This is a genomic window from Pseudonocardia sp. Cha107L01 (assembly GCF_052566575.1).
Map to the genome: position 1 here is coordinate 1,674,462 of NZ_CP199579.1, position 14,264 is coordinate 1,688,725.

Annotated in this window: 17 protein-coding genes, 1 pseudogene and 1 riboswitch; of the genes and pseudogenes, 10 read left to right on the top strand and 8 right to left on the bottom strand. The window is 67.8% G+C overall.

From position 1 onward, the window contains the following. Nucleotides 1–139: 139 nt before the first annotated feature. Entirely contained in the window at nucleotides 140–1,459 is a 1,320-nt protein-coding gene (locus tag ACTXG6_RS07855) for a metallophosphoesterase family protein (protein ID WP_445187095.1), read from the bottom strand. A 116-nt stretch (nucleotides 1,460–1,575) separates the two neighbouring features. Continuing rightward, the gene (locus ACTXG6_RS07860; RefSeq protein WP_445187096.1) at nucleotides 1,576–1,863 is read right to left on the bottom strand and encodes a hypothetical protein; all 288 of its coding nucleotides are present in this window, start codon (nucleotides 1,861–1,863) and stop codon (nucleotides 1,576–1,578) included. Between the two features lie 582 nt (nucleotides 1,864–2,445). On the opposite strand from ACTXG6_RS07860, the gene ACTXG6_RS07865 reads away from it, so the two are divergent. After that, nucleotides 2,446–3,219, top strand: a complete 774-nt coding sequence (locus ACTXG6_RS07865; protein ID WP_445187097.1) for a LytR/AlgR family response regulator transcription factor — start codon at nucleotides 2,446–2,448, stop codon at nucleotides 3,217–3,219. Nucleotides 3,220–3,338: 119 nt separating this feature from the next. After that, nucleotides 3,339–3,662 carry a helix-turn-helix domain-containing protein gene (locus ACTXG6_RS07870; protein ID WP_445187098.1) on the top strand — a complete coding sequence of 108 codons (324 nt, stop codon included), beginning with the start codon at nucleotides 3,339–3,341 and terminating at the stop codon, nucleotides 3,660–3,662. A gap of 145 nt (nucleotides 3,663–3,807) precedes the next feature. On the opposite strand, the gene ACTXG6_RS07875 is transcribed toward ACTXG6_RS07870, so the two are convergent. Both ACTXG6_RS07875 and ACTXG6_RS07880 read right to left on the bottom strand, forming a co-directional pair. Further along, a complete protein-coding gene (locus ACTXG6_RS07875; RefSeq protein WP_445187099.1) occupies nucleotides 3,808–4,173 on the bottom strand; it encodes a hypothetical protein in 366 nt (121 codons plus the stop codon). A gap of 224 nt (nucleotides 4,174–4,397) precedes the next feature. Then, entirely contained in the window at nucleotides 4,398–7,415 is a 3,018-nt protein-coding gene (locus ACTXG6_RS07880; RefSeq protein ID WP_445187100.1) for a protein kinase domain-containing protein, read from the bottom strand. Nucleotides 7,416–7,500: 85 nt separating this feature from the next. Here ACTXG6_RS07880 and ACTXG6_RS07885 point away from each other — a divergent pair, with 85 nt between their 5' ends. From ACTXG6_RS07885 to ACTXG6_RS07900, 4 genes are all read left to right on the top strand, one after another. Further along, nucleotides 7,501–7,962: a hypothetical protein gene (locus ACTXG6_RS07885; protein ID WP_445187101.1), complete on the top strand. Its 462-nt coding sequence runs from the start codon at nucleotides 7,501–7,503 to the stop codon at nucleotides 7,960–7,962. Nucleotides 7,963–8,012: 50 nt separating this feature from the next. Next, complete coding sequence (locus ACTXG6_RS07890; RefSeq protein ID WP_445187102.1) at nucleotides 8,013–8,231, top strand: hypothetical protein; 219 nt, start codon at nucleotides 8,013–8,015, stop codon at nucleotides 8,229–8,231. A 410-nt stretch (nucleotides 8,232–8,641) separates the two neighbouring features. Continuing rightward, the gene (locus ACTXG6_RS07895) at nucleotides 8,642–9,439 is read left to right on the top strand and encodes a thymidylate synthase (RefSeq protein ID WP_445187103.1); all 798 of its coding nucleotides are present in this window, start codon (nucleotides 8,642–8,644) and stop codon (nucleotides 9,437–9,439) included. After that, nucleotides 9,436–9,942: a dihydrofolate reductase gene (locus ACTXG6_RS07900; protein WP_445187104.1), complete on the top strand. Its 507-nt coding sequence runs from the start codon at nucleotides 9,436–9,438 to the stop codon at nucleotides 9,940–9,942. Before ACTXG6_RS07895 ends, ACTXG6_RS07900 begins: the two co-directional genes overlap by 4 nt. 46 nt (nucleotides 9,943–9,988) lie before the next feature. On the opposite strand, the gene ACTXG6_RS07905 is transcribed toward ACTXG6_RS07900, so the two are convergent. The 3 genes from ACTXG6_RS07905 to ACTXG6_RS07915 form a co-directional block, all read right to left on the bottom strand. After that, nucleotides 9,989–10,135: a hypothetical protein gene (locus tag ACTXG6_RS07905; protein ID WP_445187105.1), complete on the bottom strand. Its 147-nt coding sequence runs from the start codon at nucleotides 10,133–10,135 to the stop codon at nucleotides 9,989–9,991. A gap of 31 nt (nucleotides 10,136–10,166) precedes the next feature. After that, a riboswitch (Fluoride riboswitch) is annotated at nucleotides 10,167–10,229 on the bottom strand. Between the two features lie 43 nt (nucleotides 10,230–10,272). Next, entirely contained in the window at nucleotides 10,273–10,560 is a 288-nt protein-coding gene (locus tag ACTXG6_RS07910; RefSeq protein WP_445187106.1) for a hypothetical protein, read from the bottom strand. After that, nucleotides 10,557–10,901, bottom strand: a complete 345-nt coding sequence (locus ACTXG6_RS07915; RefSeq protein ID WP_445187107.1) for a VOC family protein — start codon at nucleotides 10,899–10,901, stop codon at nucleotides 10,557–10,559. The genes ACTXG6_RS07910 and ACTXG6_RS07915 overlap by 4 nt, the downstream gene beginning before the upstream one ends. Before the next feature lie 111 nt (nucleotides 10,902–11,012). Here ACTXG6_RS07915 and ACTXG6_RS07920 point away from each other — a divergent pair, with 111 nt between their 5' ends. The 4 genes and pseudogenes from ACTXG6_RS07920 (at nucleotide 11,013) to ACTXG6_RS07935 (ending at nucleotide 13,164) form a co-directional block, all read left to right on the top strand. Then, a complete protein-coding gene (locus ACTXG6_RS07920; protein WP_445187108.1) occupies nucleotides 11,013–12,248 on the top strand; it encodes a PP2C family protein-serine/threonine phosphatase in 1,236 nt (411 codons plus the stop codon). 27 nt (nucleotides 12,249–12,275) lie between these two features. Then, the gene (locus tag ACTXG6_RS07925; RefSeq protein ID WP_445187109.1) at nucleotides 12,276–12,443 is read left to right on the top strand and encodes a hypothetical protein; all 168 of its coding nucleotides are present in this window, start codon (nucleotides 12,276–12,278) and stop codon (nucleotides 12,441–12,443) included. Nucleotides 12,444–12,638: 195 nt separating this feature from the next. After that, a pseudogene (locus tag ACTXG6_RS07930) lies at nucleotides 12,639–12,944 on the top strand (MmyB family transcriptional regulator); the annotation flags it as partial. Nucleotides 12,945–13,044: 100 nt separating this feature from the next. Beyond that, nucleotides 13,045–13,164: a hypothetical protein gene (locus ACTXG6_RS07935; protein ID WP_445187110.1), complete on the top strand. Its 120-nt coding sequence runs from the start codon at nucleotides 13,045–13,047 to the stop codon at nucleotides 13,162–13,164. 33 nt (nucleotides 13,165–13,197) lie between these two features. Here the strand turns inward: ACTXG6_RS07935 and ACTXG6_RS07940 are convergent, their stop codons facing one another. Further along, nucleotides 13,198–14,250, bottom strand: a complete 1,053-nt coding sequence (locus ACTXG6_RS07940; RefSeq protein ID WP_445187111.1) for a sigma-70 family RNA polymerase sigma factor — start codon at nucleotides 14,248–14,250, stop codon at nucleotides 13,198–13,200. Nucleotides 14,251–14,264: the final 14 nt, after the last annotated feature.

Below are 14,264 nucleotides of genomic sequence, written 5' to 3' on the forward strand. Positions count from 1 at the left end.
CACCGCAGTCCTCAGTATGTCGGGACTTTGGCTCCTTAGGACCCACTCCTCCGACACCACGGCGGGCTCGGCGGGCTCCTCCGTGACCTCTTCGGCGACCGCGACAAGTGCGGCGGGCAAGGGCGGCGGCGGGCCCCTGTCAGAGGACGTCCGGTGCCCGCCAAGGGTCACCGTTCATGTCGATGTAGCGCACTGTTGCGGTCGGTCCGGCGAGGTCGACCACTGCGAAGCCGGGCATTCGCCACTCGTCGCCGTCGGAGTCGATGAAGGTCGCGCCGAACTCGGCTTCGCCTGCTCCGGTCGCTGCGGCCTTCGCGGGTTCTTCGAGGACGGCACCGTGCCCCATGCAAGCTGCGTAGTCGATTCCGTCGCGAGTTCGATAGGTAATGAGCCGGTGTTCGTGGCCCCAGAACCAGGCGTCGATGTCGCGCTCCTTCCGAAGCGGGCTGGTCGCCTCCAGCAAGTTGCCGACCGCGATGACGCCGGCACCGTCGTCCCGATCGGTGAAGGGTTGATGATGCGACAGCAGCATCCTGCGTCGTCCAGCTCCCGTGAGGCGGGCCACAAGCCAGCGGCACTGCCGGGGTTGCAGATGCCCCGCGGCACCTCGGACGTCGGTGAGCTGGAACTTCCAGCTGGTGTCCAGGCCGACGATGTCCCAATTGTCGTTGCGCAAGTGGAACTCGCTGGTTGTCCGGTCCCGCTCAGTGCGCTGGCGGCTGAACCGGTCGTCGGCGAGAATCACATCGAACAGGCCTTCCCCGGCTGAGTACATGTCGTGATTGCCGTTGAGGCACCACGACCGCACATGCGCCGCCTCATCGGGGCGGACTGGCCAATGCTCGAGGAATCGGTGGTGCGCCTCCCAACGGGTTCCGGCGTAGTACACGTCACCTAGATGCACCACGTGGACCTCGCGCTCGTCCGCCGCGTCGATCTGGTTGCGCATCTGCGCCGCGACGGCGAGCGCGACGCCCTCGCCAGTGCCCCAGTCCCCGACGAGGATGATCCGCGCGTCGGGCGCAACGGCCACGGTTTTCGGGGCGTCTCGGGGAAGGGTGAAGAGAACTCTCCGGACTAGGTGCGTAGTGAGCTCCTTGAGGAACCCGGTGACCCAGTGGTAATCGAACCCGTGAGTGGGACTAGCCCCCTCAGCAAACTTCACACCTGTCACTGTCCGCTCATCTTTCACACCTGTCGCGGTCCGCTCCTCCTGATGTGCTTGGAGGAACGACAGCACCATGTCGCGCGGCAGATACGACTTGCGGTCTTTCGGAGCCGACGTGCCCGTGCGCTGGATCGTCTTCCGCTCGGTCGCGATGCTTCGGCGCAGGGCCCACATGCCGAGCCACACACGGGGATCCAGGCTGGTCGGGCCTTTAGGGGAGGTTGTGACGGCCGAGCTGACCTCGGATGCCAGATCGAGCGTCTTGTCCTTGTTCAAGAGGTCTTTGAGCAAGCAATCTCCTCGATCGCGTACGGCACGAACGAAGCGAATCTGGGCACGCCGGCAACATTAGCGATACGGGTGGTGCACAGGTGCCCCCGTTGTGGGCGCTGGCCGCCTCTCCCACCTCAGCCGAGCGAGATCACTACGCTCCACACCGCCAGCGCGAGCAGCCCGAACCCGATGAGCGCGGCCCAGCCGATGATCATGAGCGCGCGGCGGCTGTGCTGGGCGTACTCGTAGTTCTCCCGGTCCTGCTCGTTCTCCGGGTACTTCACCCAGCCCTCGACATGGAACCCGTCACTGTCCAGGCTGTGCCAGCCCCAACGGCGGACGCACTCGGGGCACTCCCAGTGCAGCGGCGGGTGGATGTGCTGCTCGGTCGGTGGATTGCATTGGTGCAGCGCGGTGGTCATCTGTCCTGCCTCGGTCGACGGGTCGAGCGGTGGGCTCGGAGGCCGTCTGAGCGCTCCACGCCACCTGCGGCGGTCCGGGGTGCTGGCAGGCACGCCGACCGCCTCATGGCTTCTCACATGACGACTTCTCTATAACGTCTAGCCTTGCCCCGGATCGCCCGGGTGTCGTCACCGGCAGCGCGACTCTGCACGTCCGGCCAGCAGGAGTGCTGGCCTACCCGCTCGCTGCAATTGGGCTGTCGATTATCCCTCGGGCTCCCCAGAGGGTGGCCGGATCACCGACGAGCACGAGGTAGCCGTCGCAGAATCCAGCGCGGCTACAAGGGCGGAGCCGGATCGTCGAAGCGGCCCGGGGTGCTTCGCTGAAGGTGGCCTTGCGGGCGCGGCGCTCCACCCCCGCGCACCGTGTGGCGGTCCTCCACACCAACGCAACCCCGTACGCGCGCCGCTGTTGTCCCGTTTCTACAGGTTGGCTGACCGCTGATCGCGTCACCGAACCGAGTTTCGGCATGGGCGGCCGAGAGCCTTTGCCTTCCATCTGGTGCGGGCTAGCGTGCCTCGGGCGGACTGGTGGGAGGGCGAATGGGCGGCGGGAGTGGATTGGCTGAACTGGTCGTTTTGGCCGTCGACGACGAGGAACCGGCGCTGGACGAGCTGGTCCACCTTCTTGGGAACGACCAGCGAGTGGGCAGCGTGGTGCCGGCGCTCGGTGCGGCGGACGCGGTGCAAGTTCTGAGAACCTTTAACGGTGACGAGGGCGGCGGTGTCGATGCAATTTTCCTGGACATCCGGATGCCGGGTCGTAGCGGGATGGAGATCGCGCAGTCGCTTGGTCAGATGCGCGGGGCGCCGGCGGTCGTGTTCGTGACTGCCGATGACTCCCAGGCAGTTGCCGCGTTCGACATCGGCGCTGTGGACTACCTGCTCAAGCCGTTGCGCGCGGACCGGCTGTCCGCGTCGTTGGTCCGGGTGATCGATGCCGTCGCGGCTACCAGGGCACGACATGTAGAGGACTCCGAAGACGACGTAATTCCGGTCGAGCTGGCCGGCGTCACCACCCTCGTTCGCCGATCGGCGGTGCAGTGGGCACAGGCCAGCGGTGACTACGTCCGCCTGTACACCGCCGCGGGCAGCCACCTCGTGCGGATGCCGCTGAGGACGCTCGCGCGACGGTGGGAGCCCGCGGGGTTTGCGCAGATCCACCGCTCCTATCTCGTGTCGCTCGCGCTGGTCGAGGAGCTGACCTGTGATCGCTCGGGCAGGCAGGTCAGGATCAGAGCCGGGCACGAGGCCAGGGTGCTGCCCGTCAGTCGTCGAGCCTTCAGCGAGCTCAAACGGCGGCTACGTGAGATGTAGCAGTACGTGGCCAGTTTCGATGTAATGGACGTGGCTCTATGCGCGCGACCTCGGTGACCGCGTACCGACTTCCGATGGACAAAGTTGGTGCAGTGGGAGCCGGGTGGGAATCACGATGGGTGCGAAACGTCGTCGTTCGCTGCGTCTCTAGCGGTCAGGGCGCCGCGCGGCGGGCCATCGCGTTCATTGAAGGGCATCCCCACGCTGATATCAGCGTCGCCGACATCGCGGTGGCCTCGAATGTCAGCATCCGGGCCGTTCAGTCCGCGTTCCGCCACCAACTCGATACCACGCCTGAGACGACACTGAGCCGGGCGACCCGTGTTCTCCAGGTTTTCGGGCCCGAGGCGTCGAGCCTCACCGCCTCTGACATCTCACGGCGCACCGGTATCCCCTTGGCCTCCACCCACCGCCCCGTCGGTCAGATGGTGCAGCTGGGATGAGCGGACATACAGCCGACAGAGTCGGAGCTCCCCTATTCGAGGGCATGGCTATTGGTTAGCTCATGCAAGGTGTCCCCGGTCCCTCGTGGCTAGCGGGGCCGGGGACAGCCTTGGAGAGCAACGGTGAGCGCCAGCCCGGTCTACATCATCGGTGCGAGTGGCATCCGAGGTTGAAGCCGGAGTTGTAGCCGCGGTCGTATCCGTCGGCGAAGCCTCGCTGGAAGTCGGCCTGGCTCTGGATCCGGGAGTGCTTGGTGACGCGGTGGCGGCAGGCGGCCCGGCCGTCCTGGTAGCCGTCCCGGAATGCCTGGCGGTAGCCCTGCTGGTATCCGCGCTGGTAGTCGCGGGAGCTCATCGGCTGTGTGAATGCGGCGGGCTGGGCGGTCTGTGCGTACTCGGTCGTCGTGGCAGTGGTGTCTGCCGCCATCGCGGGTGCCGCGCTGAGCACAGTGATGGTGAGAGCGGTGACGATTGCGGCTGCGCCGGCTCCAATGTGCCTCTTCGTGGTCATGGCTGGTCCCTTTCATGACGGGCGGGTTCCGGGGTGTTCGGCCCTGATGTTCGGGCTGTGCCGCCGTGTGGCTGCCGTTGAAATAAGACCAGTTGGACCATCTGTACAACACCCGCTACGTAGCGGGTAGGTGTGGCTCACCCGCTACCTGGCGGGGTGTTCGACTTCCGTTCCGGATGCTGTGATGGTGAAGTCCGGACCCGTGGCTGGAGTTCCCCTTAATTTCAGCATTTCTTAGGATCGTACGTTGACGGGTTCGAGTGGTCACATGGATTGATGGACGGGGGAGGTGGTGTCGTAGTGTTGCTTTCGCTGCCGCCGCCTGTCGACTTTTTCTCACATTCGTCATCGACGAGTTTGTACCCATCGGGGCACTTCCTCGGGGATGGTTGCACCGGCTCTTCAGTGGGCCGGGTTATCGGGTGCGTCGGTGTGTGTGTCACCGGAACCGGAACACGGGGGTGTGGTGGTGCGGCGGTCGTGGCTGGTGGCGGGGGAGGTTGTTGTGGCAGGTCCTTCTCGCCGCTTGTGCCGGTGGGTCGGTGGATCGGGGTGTTGGTGGTGAGGTCGATGAGCGTGAACTCGATCAGCGGCGCACCGTGAGGGTGGCTTGTCAGTACGTTTGACGGGTTGAACAGCGGCCAGGCGGGTGGTGCGTAGTTGGCGTTGTTCGGCCGGTCCGGTGGACTGAGCGGGTTACCGCAATAGCAACGGGCGCGGGGCACGCCGAATGGGTCGACGAGGACGGCGGTGCCTGTTTGCAGGACCGATTGCAGGGTTGTCGGGTGACCGTCCTTGAATCCGTGGTTGGTGACGGCTGTGTCGCCGCGCAGGATGACCGGGGTCAGCTGGTTGATATAGGCGGGAACGTCGGTGGGGCTGATGTTCTCGACGGTGGCCCAGGCGGCTGCTTTGTCCGGGTTGGTCTGGAGGAACGAGATCATGCTGGGCCGGTCACATTCGGCGTTGTTGAGGGTGCCGCCATAGAGGCCGGGAGTACCGCCGTCGTATACGCCGTGTGATCCCGGGGGTTGCCTGGTGTTGGGGACGTCTTTTCCCACCGACGGCATGAAGGGATCCGCGCCAGGGGTCTGGATCGGTTCCTGTGCGACAGAGAGAGTTGGGCCGTTCGGCGGGGTAGGCGCTCTGGCTGTGAGAAAGCGGTAGGCACCGATCCCGGCGATAGCGAGGACCAGGAGGGCCACCAACGCTCCCGCGAGCGCAAGGGAACGCCGGTTCGACTTCGACGCCAACGGTGGTGTCGTCGCTGACGGTGTGGGCGCCGCGGTAAGACGAAGGTCGATGGGCATGGTCGGGGGGTCTGTCCAGTAGTGGGGCTCCGGGTGTGCGCCAGGGGGGATGTGGGTGGTGCCGGCGTCGGCGGCGTCGGGGACGGGAGGGCCTCCGGAGAGGGTGAGGGCGCTGCGCGCGGCCGCTGCGAGTGCGCCCGCCGTGGCGTAACGCTGGTCGGGGTCTTTGGCCATGGCTTTGGCGATCACCGCGTCGAGGGCAACGGGCACGGATGGGTTGGCGGCACTGGGACGAGGTGGTTCGTTATAGAGGTGCGCGTGGATCGCGGCGGCGGTGTCGGTGACATCGAACGGCCGGTGCGCGGTCACGGCTTCGTAGAGCAGGCAGCCGAGCGAGTAGATGTCGGCTCGGTGGTCACTGTGGCCGTGGAAGCGTTCCGGCGCCATGTAGGTGACTGATCCGATCGCTCCGCCGGTGCCGGTCAGTCCGGGGTCGGAGGTCGCGCGGGCGATGCCGAAGTCGACCAGGTAGGCAAAGTCGTTGCCGTCGTCGAAGTCGGTCGTGTCGGTCTGGGCGCTGCGGAGCAGGATGTTGGCGGGTTTGACGTCGCGGTGGACCAGGCCGGCGACGTGCGCGGAGTCCAGGGCATCGGCGACCTGGCGCACGATGTGCACCGCGCGGGCGGGGGACAGCGCTCCGGTGTCGGCCAGCAGATGGGCGAGATCGGTACCTTCGACGAGGCGCATATCGATGAACAGGTGCCCGTTGATCTCGCCGAAGTCGTGAATTGGAATGATGTGCGGCTCGTTGAGCTGGGCCGCCAGCCTGGATTCCTCCCGGAAACGGGCCTTGAACTCGGGATCATCCGCCATGGCCGCGGGCAGCCGCTTGAGGGCGACGACCCGATTTCGGCCGGTGTCCAGGGCCCGGTACACCTCGCCCATGCCACCGCGGCCGAGTAGCCGCTCGAGCCGGTACGGACCGAACTGCTCACCGCGGCCCGCGTCCTCAGATTTAGACGCCTCGGGAGTAGGCGGGGCGGGTGTATCAACGGTCCGCGGTGGTTGAGTTGGGCTGTCGACCGGTGGTGCGGCGACGGCGGAGAGCCCGGTACTGGTGGCCTGGGACAGCGACTCCACGGCGGCGTCCAGCCAGGGCCGGAGCTGACTGGTACGCGCCTCGGGCGGGGCGCTGATCATAGTCATGATGCGCTGGATCAGCAGGTGCCGTCGCGCGGTCAGCGGGCTGGACTCCAGCAGGGCACGAAGAGCCTGGGTGTCGAGCCAGCCGTCCTCGCCGATCGGTGGGGCTTGGCCGGTGAGCAGGTGCGCGGTGGTGACGGCGAAGGCATACCGATCGGCCCCGGGTGTGGCCAGCGCGCCGCGGCTGCGCAGTTCAGGGGCGGCGTAGGCGGCGCTGCGCCCGGGGACGCCGCCGGCGTCGGCCAACCGGGCGAGTCCGAGGTCGACCAGGATCGCCGCGCCGTCGGAGCGCACGACGATGTTGGCGGGCTTGACATCACCGTGCGCGACGGCGACCTCCGTGGTCGCGCCGGAATGCATCTCATCCAGTGCGGCGGCGACCATGCCCAGCAACCGCAGCCGTTGCGACACAGTGGTCTCCGGCTTCTCTGCTGACCATTCCCGCAGATTGATGCCGTCGATGTAATCCATGACCACGTACCGCAGGTTGTTTCCATCGGCCCCGTCACCGGCGGCGATCTCGCCCTGGCGGTGCATAGCCGGGCCAGTGAAGACATCAGTGATGCGCACCAAACCGGGATGGGACAGGCTGCGCAGCAGATGACCGAACCGTTCCCAGTCGCCCTGGTCACCCTTCGCGCGGGTGATTTTGATGGCGACTGAGCGGCGCCCCTCCGAGGACAGTGGCAGCACCGCTTTCCACACCTCGCCCTCGCCGCCGCCGCCCAGCAGACTCACTAACCGGTAGGTGTCCGGCGCCGCGACCGGCCCAATCCAGAAATCAGACATGAGACGCTCTCGAGTGTCGGTAGGTGTCGTAGCCTGTGCGCCGATCCGCCGGCGGGAGTAGTGCTGCCGCGGCACACGGAGGGGTGTGAGCGTGGGCAAGCGGTGGGTGATGACCTATGAAGGCGCGCCCGGCGCGTGCCGGGTGACCGGCGCGCGCACCCTCGAAGTTGGGCAGAGTCTTGAGATCGGCCGCGAGGGCGAGCTCGCGCTGGGAGTCTCGGTGCCCAGCGGCGCCGTCTCGCGCAACGCTGTGGCGATCAACGTGAACCAGCACGGCTGGGAGCTCACGATCGGCAACCGCAACGGCGCTGTGCTGCATCCGTGGGGTCAGGCGCCCGAACTCGCCGCGCCGCGGGGCACCGTCAACTGGCCCCTGGTCGCAGTGCGCATGCTGCCCGACTCCACGGTTTCTCAGCACTGGGTTCTGATCGAGGCCGACGACCTGCCCGTTACCCCGGCCGGCGCAGTCGCGTCCGCCACCTTGACCCAAACCGACCGCGTCGAACCCCCCGGCCGACTCCCCCCGCCGAACGTCAGGCACTGCTGACCGTCTTCGGAGCCCAGCTGAGCTGGCCGCCGGCCCACCCCGCCGAGCCGTTGCTGCTCAAACAAGCCGCGAGCCGGGAGGGGATCTCGATCTCCGGTATGCAGGACCGTCTCAAATCCGCGCTGGCCCGGGCGATGCGTCTCGGCCAATCCCGCGTCGTGCCCCTGACCGACCCGTCCTATCTCTACGTCCTGGTACGAGCTGGTTACCTCGACCCACCCTCGGACTTCCCGCACCGGCCGGCGGCGGTGCCAGGAGAGCATCGCTGAGTCAGTGCTCACGACACCGATACCTCGGTGATGGCCACCTCGGCTCATGACGACTCCCTCGAACATGTGGCCCGCACACCGCAGCACCGACCCCTGGGCCCATGCAACGGCTCGGCCCACGCCACGAACATCCCGCCCCGTAGCGGGATCGCCTCGTGGCGCCGACCTGCGTAGACATCAGTACGTCCCACCCCGACACCGGGACATCGACCATCCGGGTTAATACGCCGACGTCAGGAGACGGTCACGATGGCGAACGGCTTCCATACGGCCCACATCGCACGTCGTGCTGGGTCCCCCGGCTTGTGGCGGTACACCGGTCCAGCGACCTAGGACATGTCTGGTGGGCAGTACACCCAGGGCCCGACGCGGCCAGTCACGTCCGAAGGTGGCCGGTAAACTCGACGGCTGTGGTCGACACTCAGTACGAAGACCTGTTGCGGCTGGTACTCGCCTCCGGGTCGGCCAAGGCCGACCGGACGGGCACCGGAACCCGCAGCGTGTTCGGGCACCAGCTGCGCTACGACCTGTCACGTGGGTTCCCGCTGGTCACCACCAAGAAGGTGCACCTCAAATCCATCGTCTACGAGCTGCTGTGGTTCCTGCGCGGGGACTCGAACGTGGGCTGGCTGCGGGAGCACGGCGTCTCCATCTGGGACGAGTGGGCCGACGCGGACGGCGAGCTCGGCCCGGTTTACGGCGTGCAGTGGCGTTCCTGGCCCACCCCGGACGGCCGGCACATCGACCAGATCAGTGGGGTCCTGGACACTCTGCGCCTGAACCCGGACTCCCGCCGGATGATCGTCTCCGCCTGGAACGTCGCCGAGCTGGACAAGATGGCGCTCGCGCCGTGCCACGCGTTCTTCCAGTTCTACGTGGCCGACGGCAACCTGTCCTGCCAGTTGTACCAGCGCAGCGCGGACCTGTTCCTCGGCGTCCCGTTCAACATTGCCAGCTACGCCCTGCTGACGCACATGGTGGCGCAGCAGGCCGGGCTGGGGCTGGGTGATTTCGTCTGGACCGGCGGCGACTGTCACATCTATGACAACCACGTCGAGCAGGTTACGGAGCAGCTCTCGCGCACCCCGTTCGAGTTCCCCGAGCTGCGGCTGAAGCAGGCCCAGACGCTCTTCGACTACGGCTTCTCCGACGTGGAAGTCGTCGGCTACGAGCACCACCCGGCGATCAAGGCCCCGGTGGCGGTGTGAACGTCGGACTGATCTGGGCGCAGACCCCCGACTGCGTGATCGGTGCCGACAACGCGATCCCGTGGCGGCTGCCCGAGGACACGGCACACTTCAAGGCAGCCACCCTCGGCCACCCGGTGGTGATGGGGCGCAAGACCTGGATCTCGCTGCCGCCGCGGTTCCGTCCGCTGGTCGGCCGGCGCAACATCGTGGTGACCCGCGATCCCGAGTGGGCTACCGAAGGAGCGGAGCGCGCCGGGTCGATCGCCGAGGCGCTGGAGCTGGCCGCGGCGTCGTCGCCGCGGGCGGCCCCTACCGGCACGGCATGGGTGATCGGTGGCGGTGAGATCTACCGTGCGGCCTTGGAGCACGCCACGATGCTGTCGGTGACCGAGGTCGAAGCGACGGTCGACGGGGATGTGTATGCCCCGGCAGTGGACGCGTCATGGACGGTCAGCGAGGACACCGGCTGGCAGTCCTCGACGTCCGGGCTGCGGTACCGAATCCGCCGGTACACCCGGTGATCGTGCCTCTCGATCGACCGAGCGAGCTGGCCTCGCCACGGGGAGTTCAGGACCGCTCGTGCTTGTCGATCAGCATCAGCAGCACGACGACCAGCGGCAGCAGCCCCAACACCGTCGTGGCGCCAAGGAACATCTGTCCATCGTCGAGTGCCAGGGCAGCCAGGATGAGCACCGCCGCGATCGCCAGGAACACCGCGCACACCGTCTCCTACCCACAGAAAATCCTGCTGGTAGGAGCTATCAGTCCACGCGGACGGTTAAAGGCGAGCCCCATCACCTGAGCGACCCGCCTACCGCGATCCGCGCCGACTCAGAAGGGTCCGCCGAGGACTAGCGAAGTCGCTCGAACGCGATCCAGGGCGGCGTAGATCTGCTCGGGCTCGAGCGGCCGGGGACCGGGGCCGGGCCATGGAGGTCGCCGTCGTGCTGAAGAGGCCAGCGGGGTTGCCCTTCGGAGAGAGGTTCGGTCGCCCATCCGCGCCCACCGTCGCCACGATCCCACGGGGTTGCCGAGGTGCGGCCGGCGGAGATCGACACGTGCGCGGTGATCTCGGTGAGCTGTTGCCAGCGGTCCAGCCCGCCCTGTGCCTTCGCCGCCAGCTCGAGGAGGTCGTTCATGAGTTGACCAAGCACCACTCGTTTCCCTCGGGATCGAGGAGGACCTGGTAGGAGCCGGCATCATCGTGGTGGATCTCGCCGACCCGACGCGCACCGAGCGCTTCAGCCTGCGATGTCGCGGCGGCGATGTCGGGGACCTCGACATCCAGGTGCAGCCGATTCTTGGCGGTCTTGGCCTCGGGCACCTTTTGGAAAGCAAGTCGAGTCCATCCCGGCGGATCGATGAAACTCCAGGACGGATGACGCTCCACAGCTTCGCCGCCCAGGACCCCTGCCCAGAATCGGGCCAGCACCAGGGGTTCCGCACAGTCGACAACAACCTCGTCAATCCTGCCGATCACGACGTGAGGCTATCGACCACCCGCGCCCGCATCGACGCGATTACGTCGGAGTTCGGCGCGGCGGTCTCGGTCCGGCCGCGGGTACCCAGGTAGTGGGACTAGGGTTTTGCCATGTCGGCGAGGGGGGAACAGCCCGACGGGACCGGTGAGCGGTTGCGTCGTTTGGAGGCGGTGACCGACGCCGCCCTGTCGCACCTGAATCTGGACGAGCTGCTCACCGAGTTGCTGGACCGGGTGCGGGAGTTGCTCTCGGTCGACACCGCGGCGGTGCTGATGCTCAACCGGTCGGGGCGTTTCTTGGTCGCTGCCGCGGCCCGCGGTCTGGAGGAGGAAGTTCGTCAGGGTGTGCAAATTCCGGTGGGGGCAGGATTTGCTGGGCGGATCGCGGCGGACAAACGGCCTGTCGCCATCGAGCAGGTCGACCACACCAACGTCCTGAACCCAATTCTGCGGGACCGAGGCATCCGCTCGTTGCTGGGGGTACCGCTGCTCGACGCCGGCGCCGTGCTCGGTGTCCTGCACGTGGGTACCTTGACGACGCGGCGATTCACTGACGGGGACGCCAAGCTGCTTCAAGCGGTCGGCGACCGCATCGCCCTCGCGATACAGGCCCGCACCCGTCACAGTGAGCGCATTGCCGCGGCCACGTTGCAACGCAGCCTGCTACCCGACGAGCTGCCCGACGTTCCCGGGCTCGAGTTCGCCTCCCGCTATGTCACCGGCGAGGGGTCGGTGGGCGGTGACTGGTACGACGTGTTCACCCTCCCCTCCGGGACGCTGTGCACAGTCGTCGGCGATGTCGTCGGCCGTGGCTTGGGCGCGGCGCAGGCCATGGGCCGCATTCGTGACGTGCTGCGCGGTTACGCCATGGACACCGAGGACCCCGCGGAGCTGTTGGCCAAGCTCGACCGGCAGGTCCGCTACTTCCAGCCTGAGATGCTCGCCAGCACCTGGTGCGCCATGATCGACCCCGCGCACCTCGAGCTGCGCATGTCCACGGCCGGACACCCACCGCCCATGCTGGCCCGGCTCGGCCAGCCGACCACGATGGTCGACCTGCCCGCCGACCCTCTCATCGGCATCGGAAGCCACCGGACACGTCACACCACCACCGTCGACCTACCGCCCGGAGCGGTCCTGTGCGCCTACACCGACGGATTGGTCGAACGCCGGGGCGTCCCCCTCGACGTCGGTCTGGAGCTGCTGCGACAGGCAGTGACCACCGGCGCACCCGAAACGATCTGCGCGACAGTCATGGCAAAGCTCATCGGACCTCACGCGCCGGGTGACGACATCGCGGTTCTTGTCCTGTGCCGCACCGACCCCCGCGGTCCGGAACACGACTGACGCAGCCCGAACCGGGTATCCCATGGCATGGACAAACACCCCGCGGACACCCCAGAGCGCGACTGGCCGACCCTGCACCCCCAGGACGACATCGACGCGATGCTCCCCGACCGTGCCTGGTCCGACGACGAGCGGGCCAGTGAGGACGACCAGGCGAACGACGGTGACTCCGGCGACGAGCGCGCGGCGGATTGACCCGATCCCCGATCCCGTCGTTCAGCGCCTGCCGGTGGTGATGTGGGTCTGGGTGGAGGCGACGTCCCATAGTCGGCGGGCGAGTTCGGGGTCGCGTGCGGCGCGGCCCGGCTGGTGGATCTGCGGGTAGCCGCGGAAGTGGCCGGTCACAACGCTCCCCAACGCACGCTGCGGGCCGATCACGTCAACCCGGGCATGCTGCGGATTCTCGACCGGCTCGACGACACCCCGGCGCAGATCATCACCACACTGGGCGAGACGCTCGTGCAGACCAGGCTGGCGGTGGCGCTGCAGGGTGACCAGACCGGGTTCACCGGCCCGGCCCGCAGCCTCGTCTACCGCTGGTTCACCGACCCTAGCTCCCGATCGATCTATCCGGCGGAAGATCACCAGCTGCACGGGCGGGTGTTCACCGCACAACTGCGCGTCATCGCCGCGCGCGAGGGCCGCGGCTCCCGCGCGGCCGGCCTCGCCGACCGGCTCCTCGAGCTGAGCCCGGAGTTCGCGGCGCTCTGGACCGACCACGAGATCGGCGTGCGGTACACCGAGCAGAAGAAGCTCCTGCACCCCGAGATCGGGTCTCATCACGCTGCAGTGCCAGATGCTGCTCGACCCCGACCAGTCCCAGTCGCTACCGGTCTTCACCGCCACCCCCGGCACCGAGGACCACGAGAAGCTCCAGCTCCTCTCGGTCATCGGCGGCCAACGCCTGAGTACCTGAGCTTGATCGGCTCCGCCGACGCCGCGGGACGGGTCAGGGCAGTGCGGCGGGCAGTCCGAATCGCGCGAGGTGCTCGGCGCCGATGAACGAGGTGAGCTCGGCGATCCGGTCGCCGCGCACGGTCAGCACGTTGATCGACCAGCCGACGTGTGCGCCGGCCTGCTCGTTCCAGAGGTAGCAGCCCACCGCAGCCTGGCCGTTCGCGCTGGTCGGGAGGTGTCGCCAGCTCCCGCACCCGGTCAGCGGGATCCGCAGGGCGAAGTCGGTGACCGCCTCGAGGCCGCGGTACCAGTGCGGCAGCGGGGGCATCGACCAGGTGACATCGTCGGTGAGCAGCGCGACCAGTGCGTCGGCGTCGCCTCGTTCCAACGCGGCGGAGTACTCGGCGACGATCTCCCGCAGCCGTGCGTCGCCGATCTGGCGCAGCGTTTGCTGCTGGCTACGGCCGGGGACCTTCTCGGCCACGATCCGGCGGGCCCGCTGCAGTGCACTGTTCACCGACGCGATCGAGGTGTCCATCGTGGCGGCGATCTCGGCGGCGGAGAAGCCGAGGACCTCGAACAGCAGCAGCGCCGCCCGCTGGTTGCCCGGCAGGTGCTGCAGCGCGGCGACGAAGGCGAGCTCGACGGCTTCGCGCTGCTCGTAACGCGCGTCGGGGCTGAGTCGGCCCTCGGGCAGGGCGCCGTCGGGGTAGGGGCCCAGCCAGGCGACGTCGGCAAGCGGGGCGTCGCCGACCACCGCGCGATCGCTGGACGGGCCGAGGTCGACGGGCAGCGCCCGTTTGCCGCGGCTCGCCGCGGCGTCCAGGCAGGTGCGGGTGGCCACGGTGTAGAGCCACGAGCGCAGCGACCCTCGGCCCTCGAAGCGCGCGAGTCCCCGCCATGCCCGCAGCAGGCCGTCCTGCAGGGCGTCGTCGGCGTCGTGGGTGGAGCCGAGCATGCGGTAGCAGTGAGCGTGCAGCTCCCGGCGCAGTGGCCCCACGAGGCGGTTGAACGCCGCGTCGTCGCCGTCCCGCGCCCGGCTCAGGTCGGCGTCGTCGGCGTCCGCCGCGGTCGCGTCCTCGGTTCGCGCGGAAATTTCACTCACGAGCGATGAGTCTG

What these genes read in the sequence shown, in the direction of transcription:
- ACTXG6_RS07860 (WP_445187096.1), bottom strand. Translation starts at nt 1,863, where the DNA reads ATGACCACCGCGCTGCACCAATGCAATCCACCGACCGAGCAGCACATC.
- ACTXG6_RS07865 (WP_445187097.1), top strand. Translation starts at nt 2,446, where the DNA reads ATGGGCGGCGGGAGTGGATTGGCTGAACTGGTCGTTTTGGCCGTCGAC.
- ACTXG6_RS07875 (WP_445187099.1), bottom strand. Translation starts at nt 4,173, where the DNA reads ATGACCACGAAGAGGCACATTGGAGCCGGCGCAGCCGCAATCGTCACC.
- ACTXG6_RS07880 (WP_445187100.1), bottom strand. Translation starts at nt 7,415, where the DNA reads ATGTCTGATTTCTGGATTGGGCCGGTCGCGGCGCCGGACACCTACCGG.
- ACTXG6_RS07910 (WP_445187106.1), bottom strand. Translation starts at nt 10,560, where the DNA reads ATGAACGACCTCCTCGAGCTGGCGGCGAAGGCACAGGGCGGGCTGGAC.
- ACTXG6_RS07920 (WP_445187108.1), top strand. Translation starts at nt 11,013, where the DNA reads ATGTCGGCGAGGGGGGAACAGCCCGACGGGACCGGTGAGCGGTTGCGT.
- ACTXG6_RS07925 (WP_445187109.1), top strand. Translation starts at nt 12,276, where the DNA reads ATGGACAAACACCCCGCGGACACCCCAGAGCGCGACTGGCCGACCCTG.
- ACTXG6_RS07935 (WP_445187110.1), top strand. Translation starts at nt 13,045, where the DNA reads ATGCTGCTCGACCCCGACCAGTCCCAGTCGCTACCGGTCTTCACCGCC.